Source organism: Gordonia sp. SGD-V-85 (genome assembly GCF_001456905.1).
Lineage (GTDB): Bacteria > Actinomycetota > Actinomycetes > Mycobacteriales > Mycobacteriaceae > Gordonia > Gordonia hongkongensis.
Window position 1 is genome coordinate 206094 of record NZ_LNQO01000008.1, and the last position, 18619, is coordinate 224712.

Consider the following 18619-nt stretch of genomic DNA (forward strand, 5'->3'; position numbering starts at 1 on the left):
CCTGCGATGATAAGGCCATGGTCTGTCTCACTCTGCTGGGTCCGGTGGACACACCGGATGACGCGGGTGTGTCCCGACCGCAGTTCGGCACCCCTCGCCTCCGCTGTCTGCTCGCCGCGCTGGCATTGCGCGCGAATGCGGTTGCCGATGTGGACTGGCTGACCGACATCCTGTGGGCCGACGCGCCGCCGGCCACACCTGAGTCGGCCCTGCACAACCTCGTTTTCCGACTGCGAACCACCTTGCGGCGACGTCAGGTCGACGGCCGTCTGCGAGTCGTCACGACCGCGCCCGGGTACACGCTCCTCGTCGATCGGACCGATGTCGACGCACTGCTCTTCGACGACACCGTGGCACGGGCCGTCGCCGTCGTCGATGCCGAGGCCCAGCTGGCTGTCGATCTGCTCGACCAGGCCGAGAGTCTGTGGCATGGAACGCCATACGGCGAGTTCGCCGACTGTGCCTGGGCGCAGCCGGAGGTCGCGGCGCTCCTCGAACGGCGTGTCCTGGCCGCGGAGACGGCTGCCGATGCCCTGGTCACCCTCGGCCGTCCGGAAGACGCCTATGTCCGGTTGCTGCCCTTCGTCGATGATCATCCCTACCGCGAGGGGCTCCACCTCCGGGTCATGGCGGCGCTGTGGCGGACGGATCGTGCGGCCGAGGCGCTCGATGCCTACCAACGGTTGCGTCGACGCCTTGCGGAGGATCTCGGCACGGACCCGGCCCCGTCGGTCCGCGAGTTGCATGCCCGCATCCTCGACGGGGACCCGCCGCCGCGCCGCGTCCGCGGGGATCGGCGGGCGGCCGGAACAGTCGCGTTACCACATACCGAAATCGATACGGCGAACCATGATTCGGGCCAATTGATAGGCCGGGATGCCGACCTGACGGGCCTGGCGGCCACCGTGCGGGGACGCGGGGTCGTCACGGTCCTCGGCCCCGGTGGTGTCGGCAAGACGGCGCTTGTCCGGCACCATGTCCGGTCGGCGAGTGACCGTCCCGTCTGGTTCGCCGAACTGGCAGCGGTCGCGATCCGCGACGCGGTGGTGCACCTGGTGGCGTCGGCGACAGGCCTGTCGATGCGTCGCGATGTCGCGGCCCTGGACGCACTCACCGGCGCGCTGACCGGTCGACGCGGACTGCTCGTGCTCGACAATTGTGAGCACGTCCTCGAGGCAGCGGTCGAACTCGTTGTCGCGCTGCAGGATCGGTGCCCCGATATCACGGTGCTCGCGACCTCACGGGTGCCGCTGGGAATTGCCGCCGAACAGATCATCTCCCTCGATCCACTTCCGGTGCCGGACGTGGATGCGGCGCCCGCCGCCATCGAGTCGTCGGATGCCGTCCGGCTGTTCTGTGTCCGTGCCCGGGCACGCGATCCGCGCTTCGAGCTGAACGAAGCAACTGCGCCGGCGATCGCGGAGATCTGCCGACGGCTCGACGGCCTGCCGCTCGGTGTCGAGCTCGCGGCGACGAAGGCGCGCGCGATACCGCCGGCAGTGCTCGTCGACCGACTGCACTGGCGTTTCCGGGTCCTGCGCGGTCCGCGCGGGATCGCGCCCCGGCACCGGAGCCTGCACGCACTCGTCGACTGGTCCTATGGACTGCTGAGCGACCCGGCGCGTGGTCTGTTCGACGTCCTCAGCATCTTCCCCTCCCGGTTCGGGCTCGACGATGCGGAGTTCCTGGCCGCGGCGACGGGAGTGCTGGACCGCGAAGACGTGGCCGATGCGATGGCCGAACTGGTCGACGCGTGCATGGTGTCGGCGGACCCGGGGGGTTATCTACTCCTGGAGACGTTGCGCGCCTTCGGTATCGATGCACTGGCGAGTCGGGACGCCCTCGCCGGTGCGCGGTGTGCGCACACCGCGTGGGTGGCGGACTGGCTGGGTCCGTTGGGGTGCGAGGTCTACGGTCGCGGACACCTCGACGCCGCGCGCCTGGTCGATGCACGGCTCGACGATGTGCGGCAGGCGATCGACCATGCGAGTGTTCACGATCCCACTCTCGCCGACACCATCCTGCAGGGGTCGATCCCCTTCCTCGAACTGACCATGAGTCCGGAGGTCACCGCATGGGCGCGGATGCTCATCGACCGTCACGACGACTCGTCGCTCGGGTCCGCGGTGTGGGCGGTGTCGGCCGGCGGTGCCCGCTTCGACGGCGACCTGCCGACCGCGCGGCGGTGCACGCGCCGGGGCCTCGACGCCGGCCCCGACCCGTCGGTCCGCGTTTACCTCCACATGATGCTCGTCGAGATCGGCCTGTTTCAGGGAGATCTCGACACTGCGCTCGACGACGCGCGGACGTTCCGCGAACTCGCTCTGGCGGCCGGCATGCCGGGTGCGGCGCACATGGCCGACATCAGTGCACTGCTCATCCGCGCCTACCGCGGCGAGGACGCGTACCCGGCCGCGCGGTCCCTCGAGATCGCCTGTGCCACAGCGGGTGAAGACGTTGTCGCGGCCTGGTGTCGCTACGTGTCCGGCGAGTGTCTGCTCGACGCCGATCCCGGGCGGGCGCGGCAACTCCTCGAGGGTGCCATCGAGTCCGCGCGCCGGCACGGTGACCGGTACCTGCTCGGGGTGGCGATGGCGTCGCGGGCGTCGATCGAGGCCCGTTCCGGCGCAACCGACGCCGCCGCCCGGGCGTACGTGGAGGTGCTCGAGCATTTTCGGCAAGCGGGAAACTGGACGAATCAGTGGGTGACCCTGCGCTCGGTGATCGACGTCCTGGTCGATCTCGGGCGGTGCGAACAGGCGGCTCTGATCCTCGGTGCCACCCGGCGCGCACACGAGGCGGCCGGGTCCGATCCGTTCGGGAACGACATCGGGCGACTTGGTTCCGTCGAGAATCGAATCCGAGCCGCGTTGGGCGAGGCGGTGACGGTCGATCTCGTCGCGACCGGTGCCGCCACGGCTCCGTCCGATGTCGTCGCCGTCGCCGTCACCTCGTTGCGGGCCGGGCGCGCACCGGCGGGGTCAGGTCGTCAGCTCGTAGAAGCGGAAGAAGCTGAAATCCTCGATGGGTAGGACCGTCACGTCGGCGTAACCCGCGTCGTGCGCGTACCGACGCAGCGTCGACGGTCGGAACACCGTGCCGGTGGCCGCGGACCGTGGTGAACTCATCGAGTCCGGCAGACACACCAGCAACGAGAACCCGTACATGATCTTGTCGAGATCGTCTGCGGGACCGTCGAACTCGTCGGATACGGCTTCATCCATGACGATCAGGGAAGCTCCGGGCGCCAGTGCGCGCCGGACCGCGGCGAGGACCTCGACCGGCCGCGGCATGTCGTGTAGGCACTCGAACGCGAAGGCGGCGTCGAACGGGCCGTGCGCCGCGGCCTCGTCGCCGTCGGCGACGAGGAACGTCACGCGGTCGGTGACACCCGCCGACTCGGCATGCGCACGGGCCATCCGTACCGACGCCTCGTCGACGTCGAGCCCGATGAAGGTGGCCTCCGGGTAGGCCCGTGCGAGTGCGATGGTCGAGTGGCCCGCTCCGAACCCGACGTCGGCGATCCGCGCCCCGGGCCGCGACAACCGCTCGTGCAGGGTTTCGACGCCGGCCAGCGCGGGTGCGAGACGCGCGTCGAACCAGGGCCGGTTGAGATCGGCCTGGCACTCCCGTGCGTCGGCGCCCAGGGTCTCCCAGCTGACGCCCCCACCGTTCCGGTAGGCATCGAGCAGCTCCGGGAGATGGCGTGCCGACGCCGCGAACATGCGGGGGAGGGCGCCGAGGTACGACAGGCTGGTGGTGTCGGTGAGTACTTCGGCGACGCCCGGCGAGATCGCGAAGGTGTGCGGCCGGGTGGTCAGGTCCGCGTCGAGAATGCCGAAGGCGCTCTGCATCTCCAGCCATTCCCGGGCATAGCGTGCGTTGGTGTCGGTCCGTTCGGCCAACCCGTCGGCGGTGAGGGGTCCCGATTCGGCCAGGCATCGGTACCAGCCGAGGCGGTCGCCGAGGTACACGCTCATGGTCTCGGCGGTGGCGAGCGTCGAACCGAAGAGTCGTTCGGCGAACTCGTCGGCGCTCGGTGCTGGTCGATCGGTGGAGGATCTCAGTGTTTCGGTCATACCCAGATCATCGGGCCGTGGGCTCTCAGGTCACTCTCATCGTGATCTCGGAGGCCTTCACCCGGTGGAGGTGGGACGCGCTCGTCGCCGTGGCGACGACGTGGGTCACAACCTTCGACGACCCCGGTCCGAAGACCCTGCTTGGGTAACCTGAGCGCCGTGGGCGACCAGACTTGCCGATGCGGTCACGACCGATCGGCTCACGAGCACTACCGGACGGGTACGGACTGCGCGCTCTGCGGCGAGCGGTCCTGCCCGCGGTTCCGTCCGGACTCCCGGCTTCGTCGGCTACTCGGCGCGTTGCCGGGCCGACGGGGAAACGGCGGCTCCTCCGTCTGACCCGCAGTGCGATCAGCAGGCCCGCCCCGCGAGCACGACGTCGGTTCCCGCATCTGGATCCCAGCGTCGCAGTGCGGTGAACTCGCCGACGATCTCGGCGCGGATGTCGAGGATGTCGAAGGCGCGGACGAGCTGTTCGGCGTCCATCCGCCGCGCGAGGGTGACGTGCGGGGTCCACTGCCCGGGAACGGTGTGCGCGAACGGCATTCGGCGACCATCGGTCGAGGCTGTCGCCGTGTCGGCCGGCTCGGGGTCGACGAATTCGGCGGATAGCCGCGAGACCTGGGCGTGGACCGACAGTAGTTCGCTCGACGGCACCACGAGCCGCGCGAGCGTGGATCGTAGACCGCCGCCGAAGACGATCGGAGCGCCGAGCCGCATGCCCACCGGCAGGCGCATGGCGACCGCGGCCAGTGCCGCATCGGCGTTCCCGTCGATCCGGGACGCGGCCACCAGCGTCACGTGGGGCCGATTCGTCGGCGACGCGACGCGACCCTGATGGGGGAGTCCGGCAGCGGCGAGGGCGTCCCATTCGGCCCGAACCTGCTGGTCGGACGAGTCGTCGAGGAGCAGTTCGAGTGAGTGCGCCACGTGGGGATCGTCTCATCTCCCGTCGGGCCGCACGTCCTGGCGGCCTCGTGAGACGAGCCATTTGCCCAGCACAATGCCGCTAGAGTAGGCTTCTACACGCGCGTGTGCCCGATGACGCGCGGTTCGCACCTGCCCTGACCGGTGACAGGCCGGTCCAGGTGGTGTCGATCAACAGAGCTTTGCAGAATCGTACCTACTACACACCTGTCCGGAGCAACTCAACATATGTCGTCCCCCACGATCACCTCGCCGCAAGTAGCCGTCAATGACATCGGCACTGCCGAGGACTTTCTCGCCGCCATCGACTCCACGATCAAGTACTTCAACGATGGCGACATCGTGGAAGGCACCATCGTCAAGGTCGACCGGGACGAGGTTCTGCTCGACATCGGTTACAAGACCGAAGGCGTCATCCCTTCTCGCGAACTGTCGATCAAGCACGACGTCGACCCCAATGAGGTCGTCAACGTCGGTGACGAGGTCGAAGCCCTGGTCCTCACCAAGGAGGACAAAGAAGGCCGTCTGATCCTCTCCAAGAAGCGTGCGCAGTACGAGCGGGCTTGGGGCACCATCGAGGAGCTCAAGGAGAAGGACGAGGCCGTCAAGGGCACCGTCATCGAGGTCGTCAAGGGCGGCCTGATCCTGGACATCGGCCTGCGCGGCTTCCTCCCGGCATCGCTCGTGGAGATGCGCCGCGTCCGCGATCTGCAGCCGTACATCGGCAAGGAGATCGAGGCCAAGATCATCGAACTCGACAAGAACCGCAACAACGTGGTCCTGTCGCGTCGCGCATGGCTCGAGCAGACCCAGTCCGAGGTCCGCAGCGAGTTCCTGCACCAGCTGCAGAAGGGCCAGGTCCGCAAGGGCGTCGTGTCCTCGATCGTCAACTTCGGTGCGTTCGTCGATCTCGGCGGCGTCGACGGTCTGGTCCACGTCTCGGAGCTGTCCTGGAAGCACATCGATCACCCGTCCGAGGTCGTCGCCGTCGGCGACGAGGTCACCGTCGAGGTCCTCGACGTCGATCTGGACCGCGAGCGTGTGTCGCTGTCGCTCAAGGCAACTCAGGAAGATCCCTGGCGCCAGTTCGCCCGCACCCACGCCATCGGCCAGATCGTGCCGGGCAAGGTCACCAAGCTGGTGCCGTTCGGTGCGTTCGTCCGGGTCGACGAGGGCATCGAGGGTCTGGTCCACATCTCCGAGCTGGCCGAGCGCCACGTCGAGGTGCCGGATCAGGTCGTCGCCGTCGGTGACGACGCGATGGTCAAGGTCATCGACATCGACCTGGAGCGTCGTCGGATCTCGCTGAGCCTGAAGCAGGCCAACGAGGACTACACCGAGGAGTTCGACCCCTCGAAGTACGGCATGGCCGACAGCTACGACGAGCAGGGCAACTACATCTTCCCCGAGGGCTTCGACGCCGAGACCAACGAGTGGCTCGAAGGCTTCGAGAAGCAGCGTGAGGCATGGGAGGCCCGGTACGCCGAGGCCGAGCGTCGCCACAAGATGCACACCGCCCAGATGGAGAAGTTCGCCGCTGCTGCCGCCGAGGCCGCCAACGCCCCGACCGACTACTCGTCGGCGTCGGAGAGCCGCGGCGGATCGTCGTCGAGCAGCAGCTCGACCGGCGGATCGTCGGCCGGCGGTTCGCTGGCCAGCGACGAGCAGCTCGCCGCACTGCGTGAGAAGCTGTCGGGCAACGCCTGACACGCCTCGCTCACCGAGCACCATGAAGAAGCCCTCCCGGGAAACCGGGAGGGCTTCTCTCGTCTGGTGCCGACGGTCAGTCGGGCGCCCCGGTGCGACGCCGAGCACTCCAGTAGTCCCGGGCGTCGAAGGTCGTCAGGGCCGCCCACCGTAGCGGCATCCGGCTCGGTGATCCATCGGGGTGGTCCGCGCCTTCGGCGACTCCGCTGAGCCGTGCTTCGAAGTCGCGCAGGCGGAGGGCCAGCAAGGGCTCTCGATCGACGGCCGCGGCGAGGGCATAAAGCGTGGCGAGGATGTGCAGGCACCGGTCGCCGCGGGCGCGGCAGGAGCAGTCGGCGACCTCGAGAACCGGTGACGACCACGACGCCGCTTCGATGAGGCGACGGTGCATGTCGTCGGTCGGTTCGGTGGACTCGCCGAGCACCTCCCGCAGCGTCGTCGTGGTCGCCGGGGACATGGCATCGAACTCGAGATGTGCCATCGACGCCTCGCCGCCACGCTGCACCAGACCGCTGACCGAACGTCCGTCGACGGTGAGCGTGACGCCGCCGTTGCGGGCGACACTGCGGGCTCGTGGCGCCGAGGCGTTGGGGCCACGCGCCGAGATCGGCTCGGCGAGCCGGACGATCTCGGCGCCCCAGCGGGTGAACCCGAATTCGGCAGGAGTGCTGGTCATCGCGCCTCCCGGTGACGCCGCAGGATGTCCATCAATCGCTCGTCGTCGAGGCCGGTCAGCTCGGTGAGAGCGGACGTGTCGTCCGCGTGCGCGCCGAGCATGGACTTGCGCCGGTGCAGGCGATCGATGTGCTCTTCGAGGGATGTGGCCGAGGTCAAGGTGGTGATCGTGACGGGACGTTCCTGGCCGATTCGGTGCACGCGGTCGGACGCCTGGGCCTCGACCGCCGGATTCCACCAGCGGTCGAAGTGGATGACGTCGCAGGCGCGCGTGAGGGTGAGTCCGACGCCGCCGGCTTTGAGGCTCATGACCATCAGACCGGGGCCATCGCCCGACTGGAAGGCGGCGACGAGTTCGTCGCGACGGCTCGCCGAGAGACCGCCGTGGAAGAACGGTGCCTCGACCGCCAGTTGTTCGGCGAAGTGCCGGACGAGGAGTTCACCGGTTTCCCGGTACTGGGTGAAGACGAGCGTGGGGGAGCCGGTACGCAGGTTGTCACCGAGGATCTCTGTGCACACGTCGAGCTTGCCCGAGCGTCCCGCGAGCACCCGGGTGTCGCCGGTGACGAGGCCGGGATGGTTGCAGATCTGCTTGAGCCGGGTGAGTGTGGCGAGAATCCGTCCGTGTCGTTCGAATCCGTCGCCGAAGCCGGTGTCTTCCACGCGCGCGAGGTGAGCGTCGTAGAGCTGCGCCTGTTCGTCGGTGAGATCGACGAGCACCGGATTGCCGATCTTCGGCGGCAGCGCCGAGGCCACACGGGATTTGGTGCGCGCCAACATCACCGGCGCGACCGCCACCCGAAGTCGTCGCAGCGCGCCGGCGTCGCCGTCGTCCACGGCTTTGGTGAAGCGCCGCCGGAACACCGCCCGGTGAGGAAACAGTGCGGGCGCGACGACCCGGAGAATCGCCCAGAGGTCGTCGAGACTGTTCTCGATGGGAGTGCCGGTCAACGCGACGTGAGCCCGGGCGCCGACGGTGCGCGCCGCGCGTGACACCTGGGTGCGCGGGTTCTTCAGGGCCTGCGCCTCGTCGAACACGGCTGTGGCCCAGTCGAATCGACGGACGTCGGCGATGCTCAGTCGCAGTCTCGCGTAGGAGATCACGGTGATCGAACCGGGCCCGTCCGGCGCATGGTCGAGGGGGCCGGTGTACACGTTCAGATCAGGCGCGAAGCGGGCCACCTCGTGACTCCAATTGGTCACGAGGCTGGTCGGGCAGACGACCAGCTGTGGTCCCTCGTGCGCCCGAAGCGTCAGCAGTCCGATCGCCTGGACGGTCTTGCCCAGTCCCATCTCGTCGGCCAGCACGGCACCGCCGGTGACCTCCACGGTGCGGGCCAGCCAGGCGATACCGCGAATCTGATACGGCCGCAGGTGGGCTCGCAGAGTGTCTCGCAGTATGTCCTCGGCGGCGAGAGACTCCTGCAGCGCTGTACGGGCGAAGTCCGCAGTCGTCACCGCCGTCCCGGTGGGATCGATCTCGGCGTGTGCGGCGAGCGGCAGCGGTGTCGCGGAGTCGCCGGCGAGTGTGCGTCGCCACGCTTCGACCGACTCCGCGACTCGGCTCGGATCACCCTGGTCGCACGCGGCCAGGAGTGCCGGGGGATCGACGAGTTCGCAGCGGACGTCGCGAACGACGAGGTCGCGGCCGTCCGGGACCGCGAGACGGCAGGTGTCCGACAGGTTTCCGGCATCGGACTGGTGGGAAGACCAGAGCGCGAACTGGTGCAGGTCCGGCAGATAGGTGGCCTGAGTGGGCAGTGGACGCTCCTCTTGGTACGGTGTACGGGGTTATGACTCAGTACACCGTACGGGAAAGGCGTCGCCGTGTCGACCGCAGATGATGCACGCACGCTGGTCCGACTGCTCTGGCGGGCCGAGGCCGGAGATGGCGGTCCGCGGCGGGGGCCGCGGCAGCGGGTGTCGGTCGACGACATCGTGACGGCGGCGATCGACCTCGCGGACGAGCGCGGGCTCGGTGCCGTCTCGATGCGCGCCCTGGCCGCCGAACTCGGCGTCGGGCCGATGAGTCTGTACACCTACGTGCCGACGCGTGACGTGCTGGTGGCGCTCATGATCGATCACGTGACAGCACGGACTCCGATGCCCGGGCCGGCACCGACCGTCGTCGAGTCCCTGGCGGGAGTCGCGCGCGCACTGCGTGCCGAGTGTCTCGACCACCCATGGCTGCTGGCGGCCTCGCCGTGGCGCCAGGTGCTGGGCCCGCACCGCCTGGCCCGGTACGAGCGGCAGCTCGAACTGCTCGAGGCGACCGACATCTCGGATGTCCAGCGAGACCACATCATCGCACTGCTCGGTGCCTTCGTGGCCGGCAACGCCCGCGAGGCGGTCGGGGAGCGGACGGCCGCCGAGGAATCCGGGATGAGCGACGCGCGATGGTGGGAGATCGTCGGTCCTGAACTCGCGGCGGTCATCCCCGATGGTGCGTACCCCCTGTCGGATCGGGTCGGCAGTGCGGTCGGAGAGATCCATCAGGCGCCCGGCGCCCCCGATGACGCCTTCGAATTCGGACTCGCCCGCGTGCTCGACGGGTTGCGGCCGTTGCTGGCCTGATGCCGGGGTGTTCGCGAGGAGCGGCCGTTGCGGGCCACCATCATCCCATGCGTTGTTGACAATGATTTTCATATCCATGTTCACTGTTCGGGTGTTTGCACAACGGACAAAACTGACCCGCTCTCTCGCGTTTCTCACCGCCGCGTCGTTCGCGCTCGTCGCCTGCGGGAGCGAGGATTCGAGCGAATCCGCGCCCGCCTCCAGCTCGGCCGCGGCCGTCGAGCAGCAGAGCGCCACGCCGCGCCTCGCGCTCAGCTACGACGGCGGCATCCTGGTCCTCGACGCGGAGTCGTTGGAGCAGGTCGCCGACCTCCCGATCGACGGCTTCATCCGACTCAACAGCGCCGACAACGGCCGTAATGTGTTCGTCTCGGAGTCGGACGGGTTCCGGGTTCTCGACATGGGTACCTGGACGCGTCAACACGGCGACCATGGTCACTACTACACGACGACACCGGCCCTCACCGACATGACGTTCGGCGGTGAAGAGCCGGGACACGTTGTGCCACACGACTCCCGGATCGCCCTCTTCACCGACGGCACGGGCCAGGTCGACATCGTCGAGCCCGCCGAGCTCCTGCGCGGGAACCCGGCGTCGACCTCGTTCACACTTCCCGAGCCGCACCACGGGGTCGCGGTATTACGTGAGGACGGCACGGTCGTCGTCACCGCCGGAAACGAGGAGTCGCGCAGCGGCATCGCGATCCTCGACCCGGAGCGCAAGGAGATCGTGCGCAACGACCAGTGCCCGGGTGTGCATGGCGAGGCCGCCGGCGCCGGCGGAGTGCTCGCTTTCGGTTGCGAGGACGGACTGCTCATCGTGAACGGGAACGACATCCGCAAGGTCGAGAGCCCCGACGAGTACGGCCGCATCGGCAACCAGGCCGGCAGCGAGGAGTCCCCGATCATCCTCGGCGACTACAAGTCCGATCCGGACGCCGAACTCGAACGGCCGACCCGGTTCTCGCTCACCGACACCCGCACCGGCCAGCTCCGGCTCGTCGACCTCGGCACCTCCTACAGCTTCCGGTCCATCGAGCGCGGTCCCGGCGGGTCCGCCGTGATCCTGGGAACCGACGGTGCCCTACACGTCTTCGACGCCGACACGGCGGCCAAGACCGCCACGATCCCCGCCATCGGCGCGTGGACCGAACCCGACGAGTGGCAGTCCCCGATGCCGAACGTCGTGGTGCAGGAGGGCATCGCCTACGTCAGCGACCCGGCTGCCAAGAAGATCGTCGCCGTCGATCTGAACAAGAACGAGAAGGTCGGCGAGGCGGACCTGCCGCACGAGACCATCGAACTGGCGGCCGTCACCGGCTGATACCACAACCCGAGGAGACCTCGTCTCGACGTCGTGACCAGCTGAGGGTCATCGCGCGAGACGGGGTCTCTGGTTCTCGGCGGGGCCCTTCCAACGTGTCGCAGACGGAATTTGTCACACTGGTGGGCGTGATCAGGCTTGGGCTGACCGGTGGCATCGGGGCCGGCAAATCGACTGTGGCAAAGACGTTCGTCGAGCGGGGCGCGTACATCATCGACGCGGACAAGGTCGCCCGGGAGGTGGTCGAGCCGGGATCCGAGGGTCTGGCTGCGCTCGTCGAGGCGTTCGGTCCGGACATCCTGGCCGCCGACGGGAGTCTCGATCGTCCGGCTCTCGCGGCGAAGGCCTTCGTCGACGACGAGTCGCGGCTGACGCTCAACGGCATCACCCACCCGCTCATCGGTGCGCGGACCCAGGCCATGCTCGACGACGCACCGGCCGACGCAATTGTGGTGCAAGACATCCCGCTGCTGGTCGAGAACCACACGGCGCCGTTCTTCCATCTGGTCGTGATCGTGTTCGCCGAGGCCGACGTGCGGTTGCACCGGCTGACCACCATGCGGGGTGTCGCCGAGGCCGATGCCCGTGCCCGCATCGCCGCGCAGGCGACCGACGAGCAGCGTCGTGCCGTGGCCGACGTATGGCTGGACAACTCGGGCGCCCCCGAGGAACTGGCGGCATCGGCCGCCCGGGTCTGGGACGAGCGCCTCGTGCCGCTCGAGCTGAACGTCCGCGAGCGTCGCGTCGCCGAGTCGGTGCCCGGGCTCGTGGCAGCAGAACCGAATCCCGATGGTCCGTCCGCGCGTCTGGTGAACCGATTGTGGGCGCTCGCCGGCGAACTGGCCACCGCGGTCGACATCGTCAACCCGGCGACGGTCGAGTTGCGGGTGACCGCACGTGACGCCGGCGCCGCGGAGGGCTTGGCGGATCGTCTCGCCGACGGTGGATTCGCACCGGCCGGACCGGATCAGTACGGGTCCTGTGACCCGGGGCGGCCGGCCGCGGTGCGGGTCGTGACACGCTGACCGGCGGTTGGCACAAAAACTGACTACAAACGTTGCCAAAATTGGCACATGCTGCCCCGTCCGCTGCTAACTTGTGAGTCGCACGCCCCCGCGGTGGGGGTGGTCGCTGAGGACGAAGCCCAGGAGTGGAGTACAGCATGGTCGGTCGGGGAAGTCGGAGTCGCGCGCGGATTGCCAGTGGCGCAATAGCTTTCGGTGCAGTTGCGTGCGCAAGCGTGGCGCTGGCCGCGCCGGCGGAGGCGGCGCTGCAGGGCATCGCGGTGGACACTCTTCCGGGTTACGGCTCGTCGGCCAACGGCTCGTTCAACTACGGGGTGTACGGCGCGGGATGTTCCTACACACTGTCGGTTCTCGTCAGCGATCCGCGTTCGGCGAAGTCGAATCTGAAGGTCACCCTGGTGGGCGCCGGGCGCTCGGTCACGATCTACGACCAGAAGCCCACGAGTGTCGAGATCCGGCCCAAGTGGCGGCCGTCGACCCCGGGCCGCTACCTGCTGAAGGCGACCCTCGACGGAGTCGAGAAGTCGAGGGCGGTCACGGTGGGCACCGGCGTCCAGCTCCCCGACTTCATCCGTAACGGATCCTGTTTCGTGCTGCCGACGTACTGATCTACCGGGCCTCGCCCTGGCGACGGTGGTCGTGGTCGCGAAAGGCCACCGCGCCACCCGCCGCGGCGTCGAGCCAGGCCTGTATGTCGTTGCCGTGTTCCGCCGCACCGACGAGTGCACGCGTGGCGATCCCGACGGCTTCGACGCACTGCGCGGTGTCGAGCAGTCCCTCACGGTGGGCCTCGAGCAGCTCGTCGGTGTCGAGCAGCAGGGGAGGGGTGCCCGGCACGTCGACGAGATCGAGGTACCAGTCCTCGGCATGCCACCGGCCGTCGTCGTCGGGGCCGGCGAACCGGCCGACATCCAGGTACAGGCGCTGCCCTTCACGGTAGCCGCCCTGGTAGTGGAAGATGTTGGCGCGCAACCCCAAGGCGGGTAGCAGCCATGACTCCAGGTGGTCGAATCTGGGGTGCCCGGGAGCGTGGCGCGACATGTACAGCCCGAAGTCGGTGACGCGATACTCCTCGACCTCCCGAACGAATCCCTTGTTGTCGGTGTTCGTCATCGCCGGGACGTCGAAAGTCTCGCGTTTGGGCGGGTGCAGCGGGTGCGGTGCTGACCCTGACCCGGGGTCGGCGGTGCGCCCGCCATCGCTCGTCATGCTCTGAATCTAGACAGCCTCACCGACGATCTCAGGGTGAAAGCCCGAGTTCTCACCGATGCGTCCGACCGCCAATTCGCGGGATGGTCGGAACATGAGGACTTTCGTCGCCGAACGGGGCCGTGGAGTGGCCCGCGAACGAATCACAGCGCGGCCGACCGTCAAGTGCGCACGGCACCTGCTGCTGTGGATACATGTGCTCTCGTCGGTCTGTTGGATGAGCCAGGCGCTCGCGATGGCGGTTCTTATGCTGAGTCCCGGGGACGGGGGCGCGGTCGCCGCACACGTCCTCGACACCACGGTCCTGGTGGTCTCTGCCAATGTGTCCGCGATGTCGGGATTCCTGCTGTCCGCGACGACGCCGTGGGGCTTCTTCCTCCACTGGTGGGTCCTCGTGAAGTTCGCGATCACGGTCATCCAGCTCGTCGTCGGGATCGCGGTGCTCTCACCAGCTCTCGACTCGGCGGCGCGCGCCCGCGAAGTCGCGTCGGCCGGCCTGCTCGCGTCGACGGTCCTGATGGCCACGTTGATCGCGTTCCAGGGCTGGCTGTCGATCGCGAAACCGTGGTCGCGCGTGCCGCGCCGGTCCCGCGGCAAGGCGCCGGTTCCGGGCCCGGCGGTCCGGGTCGCGGCGCCCGTCGCGGTCCTCGCCGACGTCGGGGTGTTCGTCGTCGTCGGCCAGCCGATCCCGCTGTGCTCGGCGCTCGTGCTCGTCGCCGCGCTCGTCGGACGCCGGTCCGCGGGAACATCGATGTCATAGGTCGCGTTTACCCTGGCACTATGGCTTTTGCAGCAGAACGCCCCGTCATCGCGCACTCGGAGTTCCGGCCGGTCGGCGAGATCGAGCGGACCGATGCCCGCCTGCAGGTCGTCAGCGAGTACGAACCGGCCGGCGACCAGCCCGCCGCCATCGAAGACCTCACCCGCCGGATCAAGGCCGGGGAGAAGGACATCGTCCTCCTCGGCGCGACCGGCACCGGAAAGTCGGCGACCACGGCCTGGCTCATCGAGCAGGTGCAGCGCCCGACGCTCGTGATGGCGCCGAACAAGACGCTCGCGGCGCAGCTCGCGAACGAACTGCGCGAGATGCTGCCCAACAACGCGGTCGAGTACTTCGTCTCGTACTACGACTACTACCAACCAGAGGCGTACATCGCGCAGACCGACACCTACATCGAGAAGGACTCGTCGATCAACGACGACGTCGAGCGTCTACGTCACTCGGCGACGTCGAGCCTGCTGTCGCGACGCGACGTGGTCGTCGTCGCCTCGGTGTCCTGCATCTACGGCCTCGGTACGCCGCAGTCCTATCTCGACCGGTCCGTCGAGATCGAGGTCGGTCAGGAGATCGATCGCGACGCCCTGCTGCGTCTGCTCGTCGACGTCCAGTACACGCGCAACGACATGTCGTTCACCCGCGGCAGCTTCCGGGTGCGCGGAGACACGGTCGAGATCATCCCGTCCTATGAGGAACTGGCTGTGCGCATCGAGTTCTTCGGCGACGAGGTCGAGTCGCTGTACTTCCTGCATCCGCTGACCGGTGACGTCGTGCGCCAGGTCGACTCGCTGCGCATCTTCCCGGCCACCCATTATGTTGCCGGGCCCGAGCGTATGGAGAAGGCGATGGCGAGCATCGAGCGCGAGCTCGAGGAACGACTCGCCGAGCTGGAGGGCAAGGGCAAGCTGCTGGAGGCCCAGCGTCTGCGCATGCGCACCACCTACGACCTGGAGATGATGCGTCAGGTCGGGTTCTGCTCGGGCATCGAGAACTACTCGCGCCACATCGACGGCCGAGCCGCGGGGAGCGCGCCGGCCACGCTCATCGACTACTTCCCGGACGACTTCCTCCTCGTCATCGACGAGTCGCACGTGACGGTGCCCCAGATCGGCGGCATGTACGAAGGCGACATGTCGCGCAAGCGCAACCTCGTCGAGTACGGATTCCGGTTGCCTTCGGCGGTCGACAACCGACCGCTCACATGGGATGAGTTCGTCGACCGCATCGGACAGACCGTCTATCTGTCCGCGACTCCCGGGCCGTACGAACTGGGCCAGTCCAACGGCGAGTTCGTCGAACAGGTGATCCGTCCGACGGGGCTCGTGGACCCGCAGGTCGTGGTGAAACCCACCAAGGGCCAGATCGACGATCTGGTCCATGAGATCCGTGAGCGAACCGATCGCGACGAGCGCGTCCTGGTGACCACCCTGACCAAGAAGATGGCCGAGGATCTCACCGATTACCTGCTCGAACTCGGTATCCGCGTCCGGTACCTGCACTCGGAGGTCGACACCCTGCGTCGTGTCGAACTGCTCCGCCAGCTGCGGTCCGGTGATTACGACGTCCTGGTGGGCATCAACCTGCTCCGCGAGGGTCTCGACCTGCCCGAGGTCTCGCTCGTCGCGATTCTCGACGCCGACAAAGAGGGCTTCCTGCGGAGCACCACGTCGCTCATCCAGACGATCGGTCGCGCGGCCCGCAACGTGTCCGGCGAGGTCCACATGTATGCGGACAAGATCACCGACTCGATGCGCAACGCCATCGACGAGACCGAGCGGCGTCGCGAGAAGCAGATCGCGTACAACAAGGCGAACGGCATCGATCCGAAGCCGCTGCGCAAGAAGATCGCCGACATCCTGGACCAGGTCTACAAGGAAGCCGAAGACGAGGCCGTGGCGGTCGGCGGTTCCGGACGCAACTCCAGCCGCGGACGCCGCGCACAGGGTGAGGTGTCGAAAGCCGGAAGTTCGGGGGTCATCGAGAAGCGTGACGTGTCGATGATGCCCCGCGCCGAGCTCGCCGACCTCGTGTCCCAACTCACCGACCAGATGATGAGTGCCGCTCGGGATCTGCAGTTCGAACTCGCCGGACGACTCCGCGACGAGATCGCCGATCTGAAGAAGGAGATGCGAGGGATGGACGCGGCCGGGATCAAGTGACGGCTTCGGGGTGGCAGCGTCGGGTTCACGATGTGCCGATCACCACGAACGGGGGACAGACGTGCCCGTGGCACACTAATGTCCCCGTGCAGGACCCCTGCATTGTGGGTATACGCGATGACGCCTCGCTGATGGGCAGCGAGGCGAATTCATGTCGAGAGGTTGGGATGAGCTCTTACGAAACCGTCGTCGTCGGAACGGACGGCTCCGAGTCGTCGATGAAGGCTGTGGAGCGTGCGGGTGCACTCGCGGGCGACGCTCAGTTGGTGATCGCGTGCGCGTACTTCCCGAACGAGCGCGGAGCCGGAGACGCCGCGGATGTCCTGAAAGACGAGGCGTACCAGGTCACCGGATCGACGCCGACCGAGGAGATCCTGCGAACCGCGAAGGAACGGGCCACCAAGGCCGGTGCGTCGAACGTGGTGCAGCGCCCGGTCAAGGGTGCTCCGGTCGACGCGCTCCTGCAGTTGGTGAGCGACGTCAAGGCCGATCTTCTCGTCGTGGGCAATCGCGGCCTGAATTCGATCGCCGGCCGGCTCCTCGGATCGGTCCCCGCCGATGTGGCCCGCAAGTCGGCGTGCGACGTGCTGATCGTCCACACCACCGGATAGTCGACGAAGGGTGTCCCACCGGTGCGTTCGCACCGATGGGGTCCCGCTCAGATGTCCCCGTCTGCGCGGACGCCCGGAAATGCTCCGGCACGTCCGAGGAGTGCGGGGACATTCTTGTCGAGGGCCCGGCCCAGCCACGCGGCGGTGTCGATCAGCCCCTGCATGTCGACACCCGTGATGACCTCGGACCGATCGAGTGCGTAGACGAGATCCTCAGACGCGATGTTGCCGGTCGCCGCGGGCGCGAACGGACACCCACCGAATCCGCCGACACTGGCGTCGATGGCGCCGGCACCCGAATCGAGCGCGGTGAGAGCATTCGCGTAGCCGGTGTTCCGCGTGTTGTGGAAGTGCCAGCGCTGTGGAATACCGGGCGCACTATCCGTCGTGCGGGCGGCGAGATCGCGGACCTGCGCCGGGACCCCGACGCCGATCGTGTCGGCGAGAGCGATCTCGTCCGGGGCGGCCTGATCGGTCAACCGCGCCACGATGTCGGAGATCCGGCGCGGGTCGACCTCGCCCGTGAACGGGCAGCCGAACGCGACCGCGATGGTCACCGTCGTCGCGAGGCCGGCCGCACGCGCGTCGCGCACCACGTCGACGGCCGCGGAAACGGTGTCCTCGACGCTGCAGCCCTGATTACGGCGGCTGAACGCCTCGGTGGCCACGACGACCGCGTTCACCTCGTCGACCGCGGAGGCGAGAGCGCGGTCGAGACCACGACGATTCAGGACGAGCCCGATATAGGAGACACCGTCCACGCGGGGCACCCCGGCCATGACCTCCTCGGCGCCGGCCATCTGCGGTACGCGTTTGGGGTTCACGAAACTCACCGCCTCGATCCGGCGCAAGCCGGCGTCGACCGCCCGGGCGATGAGCTCGACCTTCTCCTCGACGGAGAGCAGGGTCTGCTCGTTCTGCAACCCGTCCCGCGGGCCCACCTCGATCAACTGCACGTCTGACACCAGTCCGATCTTGCCTTGTCCGGCGCAGCGACTCCATCGATCGAGGCCCCCTCGCTTCGCTCCCGGCGCCGGTGTCCGTTCGGCCCGCTCGCTTCGCTCCCGGCGCCGGTGTCCATTCGGCCCGCTCGCTTCGCTACCGGCGCCGGTGTTCATTCGGCCCGCTCGCTTCGCTCCCGGCGCCGGGCGACGCCATGTCCGAGATGCCGTTCTGTCCCGGTGTCGGTCGAACGACCGAATCCTACGGTCCCGGAACCACGCCAGACGGTACGAAAGTGACCAGTGTGGCTTTATCGCACTCGGGTGATCCCATCTGTCACACCAGTTTTCGAAGTCGTCTGATCGTCGGGAACGGCCGATCGTGCGGGATGTATCACTTTCCGAAGCGGATGCGATGTACCGCGTATGATTCGTTGCTGTTCGACGATCGCTGCGGGGGGACGCGGGGGCGTCATCGTCGAGCGACCCAACCGCCGAAACCGACGTCGGACGACGCATGGATGACACTGTGTCCCACCGAGATGGGACTGGGGGAGACTGGCGCCCGGGGGCACTCCGCGCGCCTCGAGGGGCGGATCTACTGGATCTG

At 68.0% G+C, this 18619-nt stretch carries 15 protein-coding genes; 9 read left to right on the forward strand and 6 right to left on the reverse strand.

Annotated elements, in window-relative coordinates:
- Positions 1 to 17: 17 nt before the first annotated feature.
- Positions 18 to 3032, forward strand: coding sequence for an ATP-binding protein (locus tag AS181_RS12155; protein WP_231742375.1), 3015 nt, complete (start codon positions 18 to 20; stop codon positions 3030 to 3032).
- Here AS181_RS12155 and AS181_RS12160 read toward each other — a convergent pair.
- Positions 2982 to 4079: a class I SAM-dependent methyltransferase gene (locus AS181_RS12160; RefSeq protein WP_058251849.1), complete on the reverse strand. Its 1098-nt coding sequence runs from the start codon at positions 4077 to 4079 to the stop codon at positions 2982 to 2984. The two genes, AS181_RS12155 and AS181_RS12160, sit on opposite strands and share 51 nt — an antisense overlap.
- Positions 4080 to 4430: 351 nt before the next feature.
- The gene (locus tag AS181_RS12165) at positions 4431 to 5009 is read right to left on the reverse strand and encodes a 2'-5' RNA ligase family protein (RefSeq protein WP_058251850.1); all 579 of its coding nucleotides are present in this window, start codon (positions 5007 to 5009) and stop codon (positions 4431 to 4433) included.
- A 225-nt stretch (positions 5010 to 5234) separates the two neighbouring features.
- Here AS181_RS12165 and rpsA point away from each other — a divergent pair, with 225 nt between their 5' ends.
- Positions 5235 to 6713: a 30S ribosomal protein S1 gene (gene rpsA, locus AS181_RS12170; protein ID WP_058251851.1), complete on the forward strand. Its 1479-nt coding sequence runs from the start codon at positions 5235 to 5237 to the stop codon at positions 6711 to 6713.
- Between the two features lie 76 nt (positions 6714 to 6789).
- On the opposite strand, the gene AS181_RS12175 is transcribed toward rpsA, so the two are convergent.
- Positions 6790 to 7389, reverse strand: a complete 600-nt coding sequence (locus AS181_RS12175) for an SWIM zinc finger family protein (RefSeq protein ID WP_058251852.1) — start codon at positions 7387 to 7389, stop codon at positions 6790 to 6792.
- Positions 7386 to 8981: a DEAD/DEAH box helicase gene (locus tag AS181_RS12180; RefSeq protein WP_058251853.1), complete on the reverse strand. Its 1596-nt coding sequence runs from the start codon at positions 8979 to 8981 to the stop codon at positions 7386 to 7388. Before AS181_RS12180 ends, AS181_RS12175 begins: the two co-directional genes overlap by 4 nt.
- A gap of 234 nt (positions 8982 to 9215) precedes the next feature.
- On the opposite strand from AS181_RS12180, the gene AS181_RS12190 reads away from it, so the two are divergent.
- The 4 genes from AS181_RS12190 (at position 9216) to AS181_RS12205 (ending at position 12919) form a co-directional block, all read left to right on the forward strand.
- Complete coding sequence (locus AS181_RS12190) at positions 9216 to 9962, forward strand: TetR/AcrR family transcriptional regulator (protein ID WP_058251855.1); 747 nt, start codon at positions 9216 to 9218, stop codon at positions 9960 to 9962.
- Positions 9963 to 10053: 91 nt separating this feature from the next.
- Positions 10054 to 11286 (forward strand): zinc metallochaperone AztD, encoded by a 1233-nt coding sequence (gene aztD / locus AS181_RS12195; RefSeq protein ID WP_058251878.1) that lies wholly within the window; start codon positions 10054 to 10056, stop codon positions 11284 to 11286.
- A gap of 128 nt (positions 11287 to 11414) precedes the next feature.
- Positions 11415 to 12311 (forward strand): dephospho-CoA kinase, encoded by an 897-nt coding sequence (gene coaE, locus AS181_RS12200; protein WP_058251879.1) that lies wholly within the window; start codon positions 11415 to 11417, stop codon positions 12309 to 12311.
- 215 nt (positions 12312 to 12526) lie between these two features.
- Positions 12527 to 12919 carry a hypothetical protein gene (locus AS181_RS12205; RefSeq protein WP_396275703.1) on the forward strand — a complete coding sequence of 131 codons (393 nt, stop codon included), beginning with the start codon at positions 12527 to 12529 and terminating at the stop codon, positions 12917 to 12919.
- Between the two features lies 1 nt (position 12920).
- Here the strand turns inward: AS181_RS12205 and AS181_RS12210 are convergent, their stop codons facing one another.
- Positions 12921 to 13520: a DUF402 domain-containing protein gene (locus AS181_RS12210; protein ID WP_058251856.1), complete on the reverse strand. Its 600-nt coding sequence runs from the start codon at positions 13518 to 13520 to the stop codon at positions 12921 to 12923.
- Positions 13521 to 13614: 94 nt separating this feature from the next.
- On the opposite strand from AS181_RS12210, the gene AS181_RS12215 reads away from it, so the two are divergent.
- The 3 genes from AS181_RS12215 (at position 13615) to AS181_RS12225 (ending at position 17068) form a co-directional block, all read left to right on the forward strand.
- Positions 13615 to 14280, forward strand: coding sequence for a hypothetical protein (locus AS181_RS12215; protein WP_058251881.1), 666 nt, complete (start codon positions 13615 to 13617; stop codon positions 14278 to 14280).
- 20 nt (positions 14281 to 14300) lie between these two features.
- Positions 14301 to 16457 carry an excinuclease ABC subunit UvrB gene (gene uvrB, locus AS181_RS12220; protein WP_058251857.1) on the forward strand — a complete coding sequence of 719 codons (2157 nt, stop codon included), beginning with the start codon at positions 14301 to 14303 and terminating at the stop codon, positions 16455 to 16457.
- 167 nt (positions 16458 to 16624) lie between these two features.
- On the forward strand, positions 16625 to 17068 hold the full coding sequence (locus tag AS181_RS12225) for a universal stress protein (RefSeq protein ID WP_058251858.1): 444 nt from the start codon (positions 16625 to 16627) through the stop codon (positions 17066 to 17068).
- Between the two features lie 47 nt (positions 17069 to 17115).
- Here AS181_RS12225 and AS181_RS12230 read toward each other — a convergent pair whose 3' ends face one another.
- The gene (locus tag AS181_RS12230; RefSeq protein WP_058251859.1) at positions 17116 to 18033 is read right to left on the reverse strand and encodes a hydroxymethylglutaryl-CoA lyase; all 918 of its coding nucleotides are present in this window, start codon (positions 18031 to 18033) and stop codon (positions 17116 to 17118) included.
- Between the last annotated feature and the right edge of the window lie 586 nt (positions 18034 to 18619).

What these genes read in the sequence shown, in the direction of transcription:
- AS181_RS12225 (WP_058251858.1), top strand. Translation starts at nt 16,625, where the DNA reads ATGAGCTCTTACGAAACCGTCGTCGTCGGAACGGACGGCTCCGAGTCG.
- uvrB (WP_058251857.1), top strand. Translation starts at nt 14,301, where the DNA reads ATGGCTTTTGCAGCAGAACGCCCCGTCATCGCGCACTCGGAGTTCCGG.
- AS181_RS12210 (WP_058251856.1), bottom strand. Translation starts at nt 13,520, where the DNA reads ATGACGAGCGATGGCGGGCGCACCGCCGACCCCGGGTCAGGGTCAGCA.
- AS181_RS12155 (WP_231742375.1), top strand. Translation starts at nt 18, where the DNA reads ATGGTCTGTCTCACTCTGCTGGGTCCGGTGGACACACCGGATGACGCG.
- AS181_RS12175 (WP_058251852.1), bottom strand. Translation starts at nt 7,389, where the DNA reads ATGACCAGCACTCCTGCCGAATTCGGGTTCACCCGCTGGGGCGCCGAG.
- AS181_RS12215 (WP_058251881.1), top strand. Translation starts at nt 13,615, where the DNA reads ATGAGGACTTTCGTCGCCGAACGGGGCCGTGGAGTGGCCCGCGAACGA.
- rpsA (WP_058251851.1), top strand. Translation starts at nt 5,235, where the DNA reads ATGTCGTCCCCCACGATCACCTCGCCGCAAGTAGCCGTCAATGACATC.
- AS181_RS12160 (WP_058251849.1), bottom strand. Translation starts at nt 4,079, where the DNA reads ATGACCGAAACACTGAGATCCTCCACCGATCGACCAGCACCGAGCGCC.